Annotated in this window: 14 protein-coding genes; 8 read left to right on the top strand and 6 right to left on the bottom strand. The window is 65.6% G+C overall.

Translation table 11 applies throughout. The annotated features are described in order from the left end of the window. The first annotated feature begins 18 nt into the window (after positions 1-18). The 3 genes from E4487_RS04520 (at position 19) to E4487_RS04510 (ending at position 3,196) form a co-directional block, all read left to right on the top strand. Positions 19-2,580, top strand: coding sequence for a YdbH domain-containing protein (locus tag E4487_RS04520; RefSeq protein WP_175252790.1), 2,562 nt, complete (start codon positions 19-21; stop codon positions 2,578-2,580). Between the two features lie 4 nt (positions 2,581-2,584). Continuing rightward, a complete protein-coding gene (locus E4487_RS04515; RefSeq protein WP_037049298.1) occupies positions 2,585-2,776 on the top strand; it encodes a YnbE family lipoprotein in 192 nt (63 codons plus the stop codon). Positions 2,777-2,857: 81 nt separating this feature from the next. Beyond that, on the top strand, positions 2,858-3,196 hold the full coding sequence (locus tag E4487_RS04510) for a YdbL family protein (protein WP_037049301.1): 339 nt from the start codon (positions 2,858-2,860) through the stop codon (positions 3,194-3,196). 71 nt (positions 3,197-3,267) lie between these two features. On the opposite strand, the gene grxD is transcribed toward E4487_RS04510, so the two are convergent. From grxD to E4487_RS04495, 3 genes are all read right to left on the bottom strand, one after another. Further along, entirely contained in the window at positions 3,268-3,594 is a 327-nt protein-coding gene (gene grxD / locus E4487_RS04505; protein ID WP_037049304.1) for a Grx4 family monothiol glutaredoxin, read from the bottom strand. 151 nt (positions 3,595-3,745) lie between these two features. Beyond that, a complete protein-coding gene (locus tag E4487_RS04500) occupies positions 3,746-5,851 on the bottom strand; it encodes a molybdopterin oxidoreductase family protein (protein ID WP_175252789.1) in 2,106 nt (701 codons plus the stop codon). Between the two features lie 143 nt (positions 5,852-5,994). Further along, entirely contained in the window at positions 5,995-6,426 is a 432-nt protein-coding gene (locus E4487_RS04495; protein ID WP_047588458.1) for a hypothetical protein, read from the bottom strand. 336 nt (positions 6,427-6,762) lie between these two features. Between E4487_RS04495 and argF the strand changes: the two genes are divergently transcribed. Both argF and E4487_RS04485 read left to right on the top strand, forming a co-directional pair. After that, the gene (argF, locus tag E4487_RS04490; protein WP_037049310.1) at positions 6,763-7,683 is read left to right on the top strand and encodes an ornithine carbamoyltransferase; all 921 of its coding nucleotides are present in this window, start codon (positions 6,763-6,765) and stop codon (positions 7,681-7,683) included. Next, positions 7,680-8,786 (top strand): ABC transporter ATP-binding protein, encoded by a 1,107-nt coding sequence (locus tag E4487_RS04485; RefSeq protein ID WP_037049312.1) that lies wholly within the window; start codon positions 7,680-7,682, stop codon positions 8,784-8,786. The genes argF and E4487_RS04485 overlap by 4 nt, the downstream gene beginning before the upstream one ends. A 1-nt stretch (position 8,787) precedes the next feature. On the opposite strand, the gene E4487_RS04480 is transcribed toward E4487_RS04485, so the two are convergent. The 3 genes from E4487_RS04480 to ybaK all read right to left on the bottom strand — a co-directional run bounded on the left by E4487_RS04480 (position 8,788) and on the right by ybaK (position 11,787). After that, positions 8,788-9,594, bottom strand: coding sequence for a PhzF family phenazine biosynthesis protein (locus tag E4487_RS04480; protein ID WP_175252788.1), 807 nt, complete (start codon positions 9,592-9,594; stop codon positions 8,788-8,790). A gap of 169 nt (positions 9,595-9,763) precedes the next feature. Next, entirely contained in the window at positions 9,764-11,251 is a 1,488-nt protein-coding gene (gene glpK, locus E4487_RS04475; protein ID WP_175252787.1) for a glycerol kinase GlpK, read from the bottom strand. A gap of 65 nt (positions 11,252-11,316) precedes the next feature. After that, entirely contained in the window at positions 11,317-11,787 is a 471-nt protein-coding gene (gene ybaK / locus E4487_RS04470) for a Cys-tRNA(Pro) deacylase (protein WP_175252786.1), read from the bottom strand. Between the two features lie 99 nt (positions 11,788-11,886). On the opposite strand from ybaK, the gene E4487_RS04465 reads away from it, so the two are divergent. The 3 genes from E4487_RS04465 to bfr all read left to right on the top strand — a co-directional run bounded on the left by E4487_RS04465 (position 11,887) and on the right by bfr (position 15,079). Continuing rightward, positions 11,887-12,645, top strand: a complete 759-nt coding sequence (locus E4487_RS04465; RefSeq protein WP_047588448.1) for a DeoR family transcriptional regulator — start codon at positions 11,887-11,889, stop codon at positions 12,643-12,645. A 164-nt stretch (positions 12,646-12,809) separates the two neighbouring features. After that, positions 12,810-14,339 (top strand): glycerol-3-phosphate dehydrogenase, encoded by a 1,530-nt coding sequence (gene glpD / locus E4487_RS04460; protein ID WP_175252785.1) that lies wholly within the window; start codon positions 12,810-12,812, stop codon positions 14,337-14,339. Positions 14,340-14,608: 269 nt separating this feature from the next. Further along, positions 14,609-15,079: a bacterioferritin gene (gene bfr, locus E4487_RS04455; protein WP_037049325.1), complete on the top strand. Its 471-nt coding sequence runs from the start codon at positions 14,609-14,611 to the stop codon at positions 15,077-15,079. The last annotated feature ends 94 nt before the right edge of the window (positions 15,080-15,173 follow it).

The raw sequence follows: 15,173 nt of genomic DNA, 5'->3' as shown, positions 1-15,173 counted from the left end.
ATCGAGCAAGGAGAACTCATGAGCCGCCGGCGTTTCTGGGCGAGCACCTGCGCAGCGATACTGGCGCTGCTGTCGCTACTGGCCTGCTACGCCGGCTACCGCGTGCAGCAACTGCTCGCGGAGCAGCATGTCGAGCTGGACTGGCAGCGCCTGAGCCTGTCCTGGCGCGGGGTACGCTTCAGCGACGTCAGCCTGACCCGGCGCCAGGACAGCGAACTCCAGCTGCAGGCCGATCAGGTGCAGCTCGACTGGCTGGCCAGCGAGGCGCCGCGCTACCGCCTGCTGGTGCAGGGGCTGCGGGCCGACTGGCAGGCGCCACAGGCGCAGCAGGACAGCCCGGACACGGACGACCCCGCCCGTCCCCTGCGCGATCTGCTCGCCGCCCTGCCCTGGCTACCGCGCCAGATCAGCGTGCGCGAGATGACGGCGCAGCTGCCCTGTGCAAGCGGTCGCTGCACCCTGAACGGGCATCTCACCCTGCAACAGCTGGACGATGCGCTGCAACTGCAACTGCAGCTGCTGCGGGCAGGCCACAGTGCCACGCTGCAGGCACAGTTGCAGGGGCTGGGCAGCACGCCGAACAGCAGCCGCCAGCTGCAGATGAGCATGCGCCTGGACGATCAGCCGCAACTGGATCTGCGCAGCGACCTCAGACCCCAGGCCGATACCGCCATGCGCTGGAGCGGCGACCTGGAGGTCGCACCCCTGCCCGACCTGGCCTGGGTCAGCACCTGGCTCAGCGAGTGGCTGCCAGCCGCCAGCCCGCAGCTGCCGAGCACGCCACAGCAGGCCGGCGTCAGCGCGCAATGGCAACTGCAGTTGCCTGACGAGGCCCGGCAGCTCGACGCACTGCTGACAGCCCCCGGCTGGCTGCGAATCGATGCGCGCCTGCCGCAGCCCTGGCCGATCCCCAGCGTGGGCCCGATCAGCGGTGCGCTGGCGCTCGACCTGCGCAATACCGGCGGCCGCTGGCAGGCGTATCAGGCGCACGGCGAGCTGCAGCTGGACAGCCGCGACGCGGCCTGGCTGCAGAACGTCCCGGCCGGCCTGCGCCCCGAGCAGCTGCAGCTGGGGATAACGCCCATGGACAGCGCCACGGACGATGAGCTGGCCCTGCGTCTGACGCTCGCCGCCCAGGGGCCCCTCGAACTGCAGGCCGACGCCACGCTCGGCCTGCGCCAGGCCGCAGAGGACTGGGCGCTCGACGTCGGCCAGCTGCAGCTCGATGCGCGCAGCAAGCGCCTGACGCTGGCCGGCAGCCGCCTCGATGACCTGCACCTGCAGCTGAACCTGAGCGGCCATTCCACAGCGCAGCAATGGCAGTTCAGCCTCGGCAGGAACACAGGCCTGACTGTCCAGCGCCTGCGCGTGGACGAACTCGACCTGCAGCACGTCCAGGCCACGCTCGACGGCATCGACCTGAGTGGCACGCCAGGCTCCACGCGCCTGTCCGGGCCATTGGCGCTACGCGCACGACGCCTGCAATACCCGCCACTGCAGGCGCAGGGTTGGCAGTGGCAAGGCCGCCTCGACGCCAGCGAGGTGAGCCAGGCGCTCGACGGTGCGCTGCTGGCGGACTCGGGCCTGAGCATGGCGCTGAACCTGCGCAACCAGGCCGATGAACTGAGCCTCGCGGCCAGACTCGATGAACTCTTCCTGCGCGCCGGCAATCCGCTGGCCCAGACCCTGGCCAACTGGCCGGGCCTGCTGACGCTCGACAACGGTCGTATCCAGGGCGACGCCACACTGCGCCTGGCCAAGGGCAAAGCGCTGGTGCTGCTGGCCAATCTGAACGGCCGCAACCTGGCCGGCATCTATGACCGCAGCACGCTCGGCGGCGTCGATGCACAGGCGCAGCTGCGCGTGAACGGCGACCGCCTGACGCTGGAGCTGGCCAACCTCAGCGCCGAACAGATCGACCCTGGCATCCCTCTCGGCCCGCTGCACCTGCAAGCCAGCTACCAGGCCAGCCTCCGCCAGCCGCTGGCCGGCACCCTGGAACATCGCCGCGCCGAACTGGGCATTCTTGGCGGCAGCCTGAGCCTGGCGCCGGCGAGCTGGGCGCTGGACAAGCCAAGCCAGCTGCTGCCGCTGCGCCTCGAAGGCCTGGACCTGCAGGCGCTGTTTCGCGTGTACCCGGCGGAGGGCCTGGAGGGCAACGGCCTGATCGACGGCAGCCTGCCGCTGCGCATTGGCCAGGGCATCAGCGTGGAGCAAGGCAGGATCGAGGCGCGCGCACCGGGCGGGCAGCTACGCTTTCACTCGCCGCGCATCCGCGCCATGGGCCAGGCCAACCCGGGCATGAAGCTGGTCACCGACGCGCTGGAAGACTTCCACTACGATCTGCTCGACGGTAGCGTCGACTACACGACCTCCGGCACACTGCAGCTGGGTCTGCGTCTGCACGGGCAGAACCCGGCCATCGAGCAGGACCGGCCGATCAATTTCAACATCAACCTGCAGGAAGACGTTCCCAGCCTGCTGGCCAGCTTGCAGCTGACCGACAAGGTCAACGACATCATCCAGCAACGAATTCAACGATGGATGCGCCAGCGTGTCCCTCAAGAGCCCAAGGAGTAGCGCCATGCCCCTATACCGCCTCCTCGCAGTCCTTAGCCTGGGGCTGTTGTGCCAGGCCTGCACGCCGACGGTGCAGCTGGCCATGCCCAACGAGCCGATCAACATCAACCTGAACGTCAAGGTCGAGCACGAAATCTATATCAAGGTGGACAAGGCACTGGACAACGTCTTCAACGAAGACAGCGGCCTGTTCTGAGGCTGCCCACGCGTACCCGAGACACCGGGATAGCCGCTGACGGAAACCCGATAGCGCAGCGTTTCCTCAAGGAGAAACATGATGATCCGATACCTTTCGACCCTGCTGCTGGCGTTGACCCTGAGCCTGCCGGCCTATGCCCTGACCCTGAACCAGGCGATGAGCGCCCTGGGTGACGCCAAGGCCAGCGGCCAGCTGGGCGAGCAACCCAACGGCTACCTGGGCGTGGTCCAACCCGGCGGCCAGGCCGACGAGATCGCCCGCCTGATCAACCAGGCGCGCCGCGCCGAATACCAGAAGGTGGCACAGGACAACGGCATCAGCCTGAGCGACGTGGAAGCGATCGCCGGCAAGAAGGCCATCGACCGCACGCCCGCAGGCCAGTTCATCCAGCTTGGCGGGCAGTGGGTGAAGAAGTAGAGGCGCCTGCCGCACGCCGAAAAGCAAAGAACCCGCCGAGGCGGGTTCTTTTTTGTCTGCCGGAGCAGCGATCAGGCGTCGGCTTTGCCCACGGCATCCTTGATCAGGGTCTGCAGCTCGCCCTTCTCGAACATCTCGGTGAGGATGTCGCTGCCGCCGACCAGCTCGCCACCGACCCACAGCTGCGGGAAAGTCGGCCAGTTGGCGTACTTCGGCAGGTTCGCGCGGATTTCCGGATTCTGCAGGATGTCGACGTAGGCGAACTTCTCGCCGCAGCCCATCACGACCTGGGCAGCACGGGCGGAGAAGCCACACTGCGGGGCGTTGGGCGAGCCTTTCATGTACAGCAGAACGGTGTTGTTGGCGATCTGCTCTTTGATGGTTTCGATGATATCCATGGGGCACCTCAGCATAGACTTCGCGACCCGACGGTCGCCACGGTGGCGCGATTGTAGCGAAAAGCCGAGCACAATGCTCGGCCTTGCCATCGCCGCCTGGCCAGCAGGCCATTCGGCGGCGCATTCGGTACGGCCCCGCGTCGCATCCACGCTACGCGGCCACCACCTCCACCGGCACGCCATTGAGCACGGCATTGCCTGACAGCGCATCGAGCTGGCGCTCGTCGGTCAGGTCGTTGGCACTGGCCCCGGGCTGGGCACGGGCAATGTCCATCTGCACACCGGGGCGGGCATGCCCCCAGCCATGCGGCAGGCTGACCACGCCGGCCATGACCTCGTCGCTGGCCGCCACCTCCACTTCGATGCTGCCGACGCGTGAGCGCACCTGCACCCGCTGACCGTCGGCCAGGCCACGACTGGCCAGGTCCTGCGGGTTCATCAGCAGCTGGTGACGCGGCTTGCCCTTCACCAGGCGGTGGTAGTTGTGCATCCAGGAATTGTTGCTGCGCACATGGCGCCGGCCGATCAACAGCAGCTGGTCAGCCGGTTGCGCCTGCTCGGCGAAGCGCGTCAGATCCGCCAGCAGTTGCGCGGGTGCGGCCTGCACTGTCTTGTTCGGGGTCTTCAGGCGCGCCGCCAGGTTCGGCTGCAGCGGCCCCAGGTCGACACCGTGCGGCTGGTCACGCAGCGCCGCCAGGCTGAGCTTGCGCTCGCTGCGATCACCGTAGGGGCCGAAGCGCAGGCCCATGTCGATCATCTGCTCCGGCGCCATGCTCGGCTTCAGTTCCAGGCCGTTGCGCGCCGCGAACGCCTTGGCCAGGCCAACGAAGATTTCCCAGTCGTGCAGCGCGCCTTCCGGCTTGGCCAGGATCGCCTCGTTGAAGCGCGTGACGTTGCGCACGGCGAAGACGTTGAAGGTGGTGTCGTAGTGATCGTGCTCCAGCGGCGCCGTGGGTGGCAGGATGAGGTCGGCGAAACGGGTGGTCTCGTTGATGTAGAAATCCACCGCGAGCATGAAGTCCAGGCCTTCCAGCGCCTGCTCCAGCTGCCGGCCATTGGGCGTGGACAACACCGGGTTGCCGGCCACGGTCACCAGCGCACGCACCTGGCCTTCGCCCGGAGTGAGCATCTCCTCGGCCAGCGCCGAGACCGGCAGCTCGCCGCCGTACTCCGGCAGCCCGGACACCCGACTCTGCCAGCGGTCGAAATGGCCGCCCGAGGTGCTCGCCACCAGGTCCACCGCAGGCGTGGTGCAGAGTACGCCACCGCTGCGATCGAGATTGCCGGTAACCAGATTGATCAGTTGCACCAGCCACTGACACAGGGTGCCGAATGCCTGGGTGGACACGCCCATGCGGCCGTAGCACACCGCCGTGTCGGCCGCGGCGAAGTCCCGCGCCAGCTGGCGAATGGTCGGCGCCGGCACACCGCAGCGGGCGCTCATGCGCTCGGCATCGAAACCGGCAATGGCGGCACGCACCTGCTCCAGCCCCTCGACCGCCAGGTGGCTGGTGCGGGTCAGGCCCTCCTCGAACAGGGTGTTGAGCAGTGCCAACAGCAGCGCCGCGTCACTGCCCGGACGCACGAACAGGTGCTGGTCGGCAATCGCCGCGGTTTCACTGCGCCGTGGGTCGACCACCACCAGCTTGCCGCCACGCGCCTGGATGGCCTTGAGGCGCTTCTCCACATCCGGCACGGTCATGATGCTGCCGTTGGACGCCAGCGGGTTGCCGCCGAGGATCAGCATGAAGTCGGTGTGATCGATATCGGGAATCGGGATCAGCAGACCATGGCCGTACATCAGGTGGCTGGTCAGGTGATGCGGCAACTGGTCGACCGAGGTGGCGGAGAAGCGGTTGCGGGTCTTCAGCAGACCGAGGAAGTAATTGCTGTGCGTCATCAACCCGTAGTTGTGCACGCTGGGATTGCCCTGGTACACGGCCACGGCATTCTGCCCGTGGGCAGCCTGGATCGCGCTCAGGCGTTCGGCCACCAGCTCGAACGCTTCGTCCCAGGCAATGGCCTGCCACTGCTCGCCGATACGGCGCATGGGCTGACGAATGCGGTCGGGGTCGTTCTGGATGTCCTGCAGCGCCACGGCCTTGGGGCAGATATGGCCACGGCTGAAGCTGTCCTGGGCGTCGCCCTTGATCGAGCGAATCTGCGTGCTGCCGTCAGGCTGGGTTTCGGTTTCGATGGCGAGACCACAGATGGCTTCGCACAGGTGGCATGCACGGTAATGGAGGGACTTGGTCATGGCCTGGCCTCTTGTTCTGATCCGAGACGACCGGTCAGGTCGCAGGAGGGAACTATGGGCCGGGAGGGAGGACGACGCCAGCAGCGTTCGTCTCATGAATCGGCAGGCATCAAGCCTGCCGATTCAGGCGCGTACCGATCCGATTAACGGATGGAGGTAACGGTGCCTTTCTTACCGGTAACGCTGACGTTAACGGTCTTGAATACGAAGTAATCCTGAACGTTCACTTCGTAACGCGGGGCGACGATCACGTCAGCACCCGAGGCCTTGACTGCCTTGTAAGCAGCTGCGGACTTGGCGGAAGCGACCGGGTCCAGACCCAGTGCGAAACCACCTTCGCCACCACCGTAGGTCACGCCGTCGGCGAACTGAGTGTCACCACCCAGCTTCAGAACACCGAACAGGATGTTCACCGAAGATTGACCCGAGATGGACTCGCCGACCTTGACGTCTGCCTTCAGGTTAGTCTCGACACCACCACCCAGTGGCAGAGTCGGTTGGCTAACGTTCTGGCTGGCACAGCCAGTCAGCAGGGCGAGAGCGGAGAAGGCTGCGGCGTAGGCTACGTGTTTCATGCAAAACTCCTTTGCACAATTTTCCATGGGTACCCCAGTTACGGGGGCAATGCATTGCCTTGGAAAGGCGGCGGCATCCTATGGCCCCGATCTAGAGCGGCGCAAGCGCCGATGTCAGTTTTGTGACATCTCGCACGTAGCTTTGGGAAAAGGCTTACAAAACATGAATTTGTCAGTTACCCGGGCGTAATTTGCGCCTGCTCGTCATTTCCTTATAAGATCGCGCCTTCCCCCTGTTTCGTCGCACCCTGCGGCCTCCTGCCGCAAGCACTGCTGTTTTTGCCGGAATCAGTACCGGCAGCGGGCTTGCGAACTGTAGTGAAAAGGTAGTTAACGATGAGCGTCAGACACTTTATCTCGATGATGGATTACACACCGGACGAACTGGTGGGGCTGGTCCGCCGAGGCATCGAGCTGAAGGACCTGCGCAATCGCGGCGTACTCTTCGAGCCGCTGAAGAATCGCGTACTGGGCATGATCTTCGAGAAGGCTTCGACCCGTACCCGCCTCTCGTTCGAAGCCGGCATGATCCAGCTCGGCGGCCAGGCCATCTTCCTCTCCCCGCGCGACACCCAGCTGGGCCGTGGCGAGCCGATCGGCGATGCCGCCATCGTCATGTCGAGCATGCTCGACGCGGTGATGATCCGCACCTTCGCCCACAGCAACCTGATCGAATTCGCCGCCAAGTCGAAGGTGCCGGTGATCAACGGCCTGTCCGATGACCTGCACCCCTGCCAGTTGCTCGCCGACATGCAGACCTACCTCGAACATCGCGGCAGCATCGCCGGCAAGACGGTGGCCTGGATCGGCGACGGCAACAACATGTGCAACTCCTATATCGAGGCGGCGATCCAGTTCGACTTCCAGTTGCGGGTCGCCTGCCCGCAAGGCTACGAACCGGACGCCCGCTTCCTCGCCCTGGCCGGCGACCGCGTGCAGGTCGTGCGTGACCCGCGTGAAGCCGTGGCCGGCGCTCACCTGGTCAGCACCGACGTGTGGGCCTCGATGGGCCAGGAAGACGAGGCCGAGCAGCGCATGGCGCTGTTCCGCCCCTTCCAGGTCACCCCTGCCCTGCTCGACGGCGCGGCCGACAACGTGCTGTTCATGCACTGCCTGCCGGCGCACCGCGGCGAGGAAATCAGCATCGACATGCTCGACGACAAGCGCTCGGTCGCCTGGGACCAGGCCGAGAACCGCCTGCATGCGCAGAAGGCGCTGCTGGAAATGCTGGTCGAACCGGCCTATCACCACGCATGAGCCAGCCACTGCTGCAGCTGCGCGGGCTGAACTGCGGCTACCACGCCCACAAGGTGGTGCAGGACCTCGACCTGCACCTCAATGCCGGTGACATCGGCTGCCTGCTCGGCCCCTCCGGCTGCGGCAAGACCACCACCCTGCGCGCCATCGCCGGATTCGAACCGGTGCTCGAAGGTGAGATCGAGCTGGCCGGCACCGTGATCTCGCGCGCCGGCTTTACCCTGGCACCGGAAAAACGCCGCATCGGCATGGTGTTCCAGGACTACGCCTTGTTCCCGCACCTGAGCGTCGCGGAGAACATCGCCTTCGGCATCCGCAAGCAACCCGACGCCGAGCGCGTGACGCACGAGCTGCTGGAGCTGGTCAAGCTCGGCCACCTGGCCAGGCGCTACCCGCACGAGCTGTCCGGCGGCCAGCAGCAACGCGTCGCCCTGGCCCGCGCCCTGGCGCCGGAGCCGCAGCTGCTGCTGCTCGACGAACCCTTCTCCAACCTCGACGGTGAACTGCGCCGGCGCCTCAGCCATGAGGTCCGCGAGATTCTCAAGGCCCGTGGTACCAGCGCGATTCTGGTGACCCACGACCAGGAGGAAGCCTTCGCCGTCAGCGACCACGTCGGCGTGTTCAAGGATGGCCGCCTGGAACAGTGGGATACGCCCTTCAACCTCTACCACGAGCCGCTGACCCCCTTCGTGGCCAGCTTCATCGGTCAGGGTTACTTCATCCGTGGCCAGTTGCTCAGCCCCGAGGCGGTGCAGACCGAACTGGGCCTGATCCGTGGCAACCGTGCCTATACCTGGGCCAAGGGCAGCGCGGTGGATGTGCTGCTGCGCCCCGACGACATCGTGCCGGACGAGGGCAGCGAGCTGAAGGCGCGTATCGTCGGCAAGACCTTCCTCGGCGCCGCCACCCTGTATCGCCTGCAACTGCCGACCGGCAGCCAGCTGGAGTCGATATTCCCCAGCCACGCCGATCACCAGCAGGGCGACGAGGTGGGTATCCGCATCGCCGCCGACCACCTGGTGGCCTTCCCCGCTCTGGGCAGTGTCGCGGCGCAGTTGCAGCTGAGCGACTCACCGGGCGTGCGCCGGGTCAGCAGCGACTGAGTCAGAGCAGCAGCTGACCGCTGGCGATGTGGCGGGCGTGGCCGGCGATCTTCACCCGCTCGCCGTCCAGGCGACAGAGCAGCTCTCCGCCCCGCGCCGAACACTGGAAGGCGTTCAGGGTCGAGCGCCCCAGGCGTTCGACCCAGTAGGGCATGAGGATGCAGTGCGTCGAACCGGTCACCGGGTCCTCGTCGATACCGATGCTCGGTGCGAAGTAGCGCGAGACGAAATCATGCTGCTGCCCACCGGCGGTGACCAGCACGCCAAGCCCCGGCAGTGTGGCCAGGGCCCGCAGATCCGGCTGCAGCGCACGCACATCGGCCTCCGCGGCCAGCACCACCATCAGCTCCTGCACACTGCCGTCGGTGTTGAACAAGGCCAGCACCTGCTCCACCTCGAGCCCCAGGGCCCGCGCAGCCTCGTCGCGCAGCAGCGGCATGACGGGCTCGGCACGACGCACCGGGAAGTCCAGCTCCAGGCGCTCGCCCCGCCTCGCCACCTGCAGGTCGCCGGACAGGCAGGTGAAGTGCAGCACCTCGGCGGGATCCTGGTAGATATCGAACAGCACCTTGGCGGCGGCCAGCGTGGCGTGGCCACAGAGCGGCACCTCGCTGGCGGGCGTGAACCAGCGGATGTGCCAGGCACTCCCCTGCCTCACCATGAAGGCGGTTTCCGCCAGGTTGTGCTCGGCGGCGATGCGCTGCATCAGGCCGTCGTCGAGCCAGGCATCGAGGCGATAGACCATGGCCGGATTGCCGGCGAAGGGTTGGTCGGTAAAGGCGTCGACCTGATGAAACGCGAGGGGCATGAGGATCTTCCTGACCGAACGGGAGCGGCCAGCATGCCTGCATGCCACACCGCGCGACAGGTACAGTTGGCGTTTTCCAGATGCTCATTGCCTGCCGGCAGGAGCGGCTTCAGCCGCGAAGCCTGAGTGAGTGGCGGCTGAAGCCGCCCCTACCAATCTGGCTCGACGTTCAGCCCTCGCTGCGCACCCGCTTCACCGCATCCAGCCAGCCGGCATAGAGTCGTGCGCGCTGCTCCTCGCTCATGCGCGGCTCGAAGCGCTGCTGACGGTGCCAGTGACTGGCGATGGCCTGCAGGTCGCTGTAGATGCCCAGTTTCAGGCCGGCCAGGTAGGCCACCCCCAGCGCCGTGGTCTCGGTCACTTCGGGACGCTCGACGCTGACCCCGAGGATGTCTGCGAGGAACTGCATGACCCAGTTGTTCTCCACCATGCCCCCGTCGACGCGCAGCGCACTGGGCGCCGCCGCACCGTCCTGGCGCATGGCTTCGAGCAGGTCGCAGGTCTGATAGCACACCGACTGCAGGCCGGCGGTGACGATCTCCTTGATCCCGGTATCGCGGGTCAGGCCGAAGATGGCGCCACGCGCCTTCGGGTCCCAGTAAGGCGCGCCCAGGCCGGTGAACGCCGGCACCAGATAGACGCCGCAGGCATCGCCGGTGGCCTCGGCGAGGGCCTCGCTGTCGCGCGCATGGCTGATCAGCTTGATGCCATCGCGCAGCCACTGCACGGCGGCCCCCGCGACGAAGATGCTGCCCTCCACCGCGTAGGTCACCTTGCCATCGAGGCGGTAGCCCACCGTGGTGAGCAGGCGATTCTTCGAGCTGACCGGCTGCTCGCCGGTGTTCTGGATCATGAAGCAGCCGGTGCCATAGGTGCTCTTGACCATACCGGGCTCGAAGCAGGCCTGGCCGATCAACGCCGCCTGCTGGTCGCCGGCCATGCCCAGTACCGGAATGCTGGCACCGAGCAGCTGGCTGTCGGTGTGGCCAAAGTCGGCGGCGCAGTCGAGCACTTCCGGCAGCAGGCTGGCGGGGATATCGAACAGCGCGAGCAGTTCCTCGTCCCAGCACTGCTGGTGAATGTTGAACATCAGCGTGCGCGAGGCGTTGCTGGCGTCGGTACGGTGCACCTTGCCGCCAGTCAGGTGCCACAGCAGGTAGCTGTCGACGGTGCCGAAGCGCAGTTCGCCACGCTGTGCGCGCTCACGGGCGCCGGGCACGTTGTGCAGAATCCAGCGCAACTTGGTGGCCGAGAAATACGGATCGATCAACAGGCCGGTCTTGGCCGCGACCATCGCCTCATGCCCCTCGCCCTTCAGCCCCGCACAGTAGTCGGCGGTGCGCCGGTCCTGCCAGACGATGGCCGGATGGATCGGCTTGCCGGTCTCGGCGTCCCACACCAGCGTGGTCTCGCGCTGGTTGGTGATGCCGATGGCGGCGATCTCCGCACTGTCCAGACCACTGTCGGCGATGGCCTTGCGGCAGACCTCGAGGGTGGACGACCAGATTTCCTCGCCGTCATGCTCGACCCAGCCGTCCTGCGGAAAGTACTGCCTGAACTCCTGCTGGGCACGCGCAACCGGCAACCCCTCGGCACTGAAGATGATGGCGCGAGAGCTGGTGGTACCCTGGTCGATGGCTAGCAGGTACTGGGGCATGCAAGATTCCTTGTTGTTATCGTGAATGGTGTCGCTGTTGACCACAGCGGGGGCGTCCGGCGCGCTCAAGCCTTGCCGATGGCCGCGAACTGCCCTTGCGTGTGCTGTGCCAGGGTATCAGCCGATAGCTCCAGCTCCAGCCCGCGCCGACCGGCGCTGACGTGAACGCTGGCATGCTGCCGGGCCGACTCGTCGATGAAGGTGCGCAGGCGCTTCTTCTGTCCCAGCGGGCTGATCCCGCCCACCAGGTAGCCCGTGGCGCGCTGCGCGGCAGCCGGGTCGGCCATGTCGGCCTTCTTCGCCCCCGCCGCCGCGGCCAGTGCCTTGAGATCCAGGCTGCCAGCCACTGGCACCACGGCGACCAGCAACTCGCCCTTCTCGGTGGCGGCGAGCAGCGTCTTGAACACCAGCGCAGGGGCCAGGCCAAGCTTCTCTGCCGCCTCCAGGCCGTAGGACGGCGCCTTGGGATCATGCTGATAGCTGTGCACCTGGTGCTCGGCCTTGGCTTTTTTCAACAGGTCGATTGCTGGAGTCATGTTCGAATGTGAAAACGCAATGTGAAGATGCCCTACATTAACAGGCCCAAAACCCCCATAGCTACAGCCTATAATGAGTGACCCTCAAAGGAAGCGCTCATGAATCTCGCTCCCCGCCAGCACGACATCCTCAACCTCGCCCGCGAACGCGGCTACGTCAGCATCGACGAACTGGCCCAGGCGTTCGCCGTCACTCCGCAGACCATTCGCCGCGACATCAACCAGCTGGCCGAGCATGGCCTGTTGCGTCGCACGCATGGCGGCGCGGCCTGCGAGTCCTCGAGCATCCAGAACACCGCCTACGGCATGCGCGCCGGGCAGATGCGCGACGAGAAGCAACGCATCGCCGAAGCCGTGGCCGCACAGATCCCGGACCACGCCTCGCTGTTCATCAACATCGGCACCACCACCGAAGCCATCGCCCGTGAACTGCAGAACCACAAGGGCCTGAAAGTCATCACCAACAACCTGCATGTCGCCACCCTGCTCAGTGCCAAGGCCGACTTCGAGGTGCTGGTGACCGGCGGCACGGTACGCAGCGACGGCGGCATCGTCGGCCAGGCGGCGGTGGATTTCATCCAGCAGTTCAAGGTCGACTACGCCATCGTCGGCATCAGCGGCATCGACGACGACGGCAGCCTGCTCGACTTCGACTACCAGGAAGTCCGCGTCTCCCAGGCCATCATCGACAACGCACGGCAGGTCCTGCTCGCCGTCGACTCCAGCAAGTTCGGGCGCAACGCAGTGGTGCGCCTGGGCTCGATCGCCCTGGTCGACCGCGTCTTCACCGACAGCGCGCCCTCGGCTGCCATCACCCGCCTGCTGCACAGCCACAAGGTCCAGCTCGACCTGGTCTGATGGCCACGCCCTGGCATTGACCTGCCCGCCCGGCCACCTGGTGGATCCTGCATGACCACTCGGCGCGTGATCGCGCGCCGGGGTAGCGGAACTGCACATCTTCGTCTAGCATATTTTCGAAAGTGAACATTCACACATTCGAATCCAGTAGCCGAGCGTGCCAGATGCCCCACGACCAGTTCGCCAGCCCCGTAGCGGAAGTCTATGACCTCGCCATCGTTGGCGGTGGTATCAATGGTGTAGGCATCGCCGCCGATGCCGCCGGTCGAGGCCTGTCCGTGTTCCTTTGCGAAAAGGACGACCTGGCCAGCCACACCTCCTCGGCCAGCAGCAAGCTCATCCACGGCGGCCTGCGCTACCTGGAGCACTACGAATTTCGCCTGGTGCGCGAAGCCCTGGCCGAGCGCGAAGTGCTGCTGGCCAAGGCCCCGCACATCGTCAAGCCGATGCGCTTCGTCCTGCCGCATCGCCCGCACCTGCGCCCGGCCTGGATGATCCGCGCCGGCCTGTTCCTCTATGACCACCTGGGCAAGCGCGAGCGCCTGCCGGCGTCGCGTGGCCTGCGCTTCGGCGCCGGCAGCCCGCTCAAACAGGCAATCACCCGCGGTTTCGAATACTCCGACTGCTGGGTGGACGATGCCCGCCTGGTGGTGCTCAACGCCATGGCCGCACGGGAGAACGGCGCGCACGTTCATCCGCGCACCCGCTGCGTCAGCGCCCGGCGCAGCAAGGGGCTGTGGCACATCCACCTGGAACGGGCCGATGGCAGCCTGTTCTCGATTCGCGCCCGTGGCCTGGTCAACGCCGCCGGCCCCTGGGTCGCACGCTTCATCCGCGAGGACCTCAAGCAACAGTCGCCCTATGGCATCCGCCTGATCCAGGGCAGCCATATCGTCGTGCCAAGGCTCTATGACGGCGAGCAGGCCTACATCCTGCAGAACGAAGACCGCCGCATCGTCTTCGCCATCCCCTACCTGGAGCGTTTCACCCTGATCGGCACCACCGACCGCGAATACCAGGGCGACCCCGCCCAGGTCGCGATCAGCGCCGAGGAAACCGATTACCTGCTCAAGGTGGTCAACGATCACTTCAAGCAGCCGCTGAGCCGCAGCGACGTGCTGCACAGCTTCGCGGGCGTGCGCCCGCTGTGCGATGACGAATCCGACGAGCCGTCGGCGATCACCCGCGACTACACCCTGTCGTTGTCCGGCGCGCCAGGCGAGGCGCCGCTGCTCTCGGTGTTCGGCGGCAAGCTGACCACCTATCGCAAGCTGGCGGAGTCCGCCATGCAGCAACTGGCCCCCTTCTTCGCCAACCTCGGCAGCGCCTGGACCGCGAACGCGCCACTGCCGGGCGGTGAAGACATGGACAACCTCGAGGCCCTGGTCGACGCGCTGTGCGCCCGCTATGGCTGGCTCCCCACCAGCCTGGCGCGACGCTGGGCCTGCAGCTACGGCAGCCGCACCTGGCGCCTGCTCGACGGCGTGCACAACCTGACCGATCTCGGTGACCACCTCGGCGCCGGGCTCTACACCCGCGAAGTGGATTACCTGCGCCGCGAAGAGTGGGCACGCAGCAGTGCCGACATTCTCTGGCGCCGCAGCAAACTCGGCCTGTTCATGACCCCGGCGCAACAGACCCGCCTGCAGGATTACCTGCACAGCCACGACCCGCATTCGGCCAACGCCGCCTGAGATTCTGCGTGCCTCATGCCCCGCTCTGCGGGGCTTTTTATTGGGCGAGAAAAAATATCTTGCGCTCGTTACCCGGTGTACGAACAACGCGACAACTTGGCGCAACTTTTTTATTGCGTTAATTCAATAACTTGGCGCCATGATGCGGAATGAAAACATTCGTATTCAGTTTTATTTTTACTTATGTTTCAAGAACTTAGGTTTGACAGACATGGAAACGCGGCAGAAAATTCGAGGCTGTCACGGTCATTGAAACAGCAGGAGCGAACATGAAAGGCGACAAGAAGGTCATTCAACACCTGAACAAGATTCTCGGTAACGAACTGGTCGCCATCAACCAGTACTTCCTGCATGCCCGCATGTACGAGGACTGGGGCTTGAAGAAGCTCGGCGAGCACGAGTATCACGAATCCATCGACGAGATGAAGCACGCCGACAAGCTGATCAAGCGCATCCTGTTCCTCGAGGGCATTCCCAACCTGCAGGACCTGGGCAAGATCCTGATCGGTGAGAACACCAAGGAAATGCTCGAATGCGACCTGAAGATCGAGCACAAGGCGCACGGTGACCTCAAGGCCGCCATCGCCTACTGCGAGAGCATCGGCGACTACGCCAGCCGTGAACTGCTGGAAGAGATTCTCTGCTCCGAGGAAGATCACATCGACTGGCTGGAAACCCAGCTCAGCCTGATCGACGCCGTCGGCCTGCAGAACTACCTGCAATCGCAGATGGACGAATAAGCCTCACCGGCAAGACAGAAACGGGAGCCAAGGCTCCCGTTTTTTGTGGCCGCTCGCCCGTGCTGGAGCGGCCTCGCAGGGGCGCGGCAGCGCC

This window comes from Pseudomonas sp. BMW13, assembly GCF_013357275.1.
Classification (GTDB): Bacteria; Pseudomonadota; Gammaproteobacteria; order Pseudomonadales; family Pseudomonadaceae; genus Aquipseudomonas; species Aquipseudomonas khazarica.
This window is presented reverse-complemented; position numbering and strand designations above follow the sequence as displayed.

What these genes read in the sequence shown, in the direction of transcription:
- ybaK (WP_175252786.1), bottom strand. Translation starts at nt 11,787, where the DNA reads ATGACTCCAGCAATCGACCTGTTGAAAAAAGCCAAGGCCGAGCACCAG.
- E4487_RS04500 (WP_175252789.1), bottom strand. Translation starts at nt 5,851, where the DNA reads ATGACCAAGTCCCTCCATTACCGTGCATGCCACCTGTGCGAAGCCATC.
- E4487_RS04520 (WP_175252790.1), top strand. Translation starts at nt 19, where the DNA reads ATGAGCCGCCGGCGTTTCTGGGCGAGCACCTGCGCAGCGATACTGGCG.
- E4487_RS04465 (WP_047588448.1), top strand. Translation starts at nt 11,887, where the DNA reads ATGAATCTCGCTCCCCGCCAGCACGACATCCTCAACCTCGCCCGCGAA.
- glpK (WP_175252787.1), bottom strand. Translation starts at nt 11,251, where the DNA reads ATGCCCCAGTACCTGCTAGCCATCGACCAGGGTACCACCAGCTCTCGC.
- grxD (WP_037049304.1), bottom strand. Translation starts at nt 3,594, where the DNA reads ATGGATATCATCGAAACCATCAAAGAGCAGATCGCCAACAACACCGTT.
- E4487_RS04515 (WP_037049298.1), top strand. Translation starts at nt 2,585, where the DNA reads ATGCCCCTATACCGCCTCCTCGCAGTCCTTAGCCTGGGGCTGTTGTGC.
- E4487_RS04480 (WP_175252788.1), bottom strand. Translation starts at nt 9,594, where the DNA reads ATGCCCCTCGCGTTTCATCAGGTCGACGCCTTTACCGACCAACCCTTC.
- glpD (WP_175252785.1), top strand. Translation starts at nt 12,810, where the DNA reads ATGCCCCACGACCAGTTCGCCAGCCCCGTAGCGGAAGTCTATGACCTC.
- argF (WP_037049310.1), top strand. Translation starts at nt 6,763, where the DNA reads ATGAGCGTCAGACACTTTATCTCGATGATGGATTACACACCGGACGAA.
- E4487_RS04485 (WP_037049312.1), top strand. Translation starts at nt 7,680, where the DNA reads ATGAGCCAGCCACTGCTGCAGCTGCGCGGGCTGAACTGCGGCTACCAC.
- E4487_RS04510 (WP_037049301.1), top strand. Translation starts at nt 2,858, where the DNA reads ATGATCCGATACCTTTCGACCCTGCTGCTGGCGTTGACCCTGAGCCTG.
- bfr (WP_037049325.1), top strand. Translation starts at nt 14,609, where the DNA reads ATGAAAGGCGACAAGAAGGTCATTCAACACCTGAACAAGATTCTCGGT.
- E4487_RS04495 (WP_047588458.1), bottom strand. Translation starts at nt 6,426, where the DNA reads ATGAAACACGTAGCCTACGCCGCAGCCTTCTCCGCTCTCGCCCTGCTG.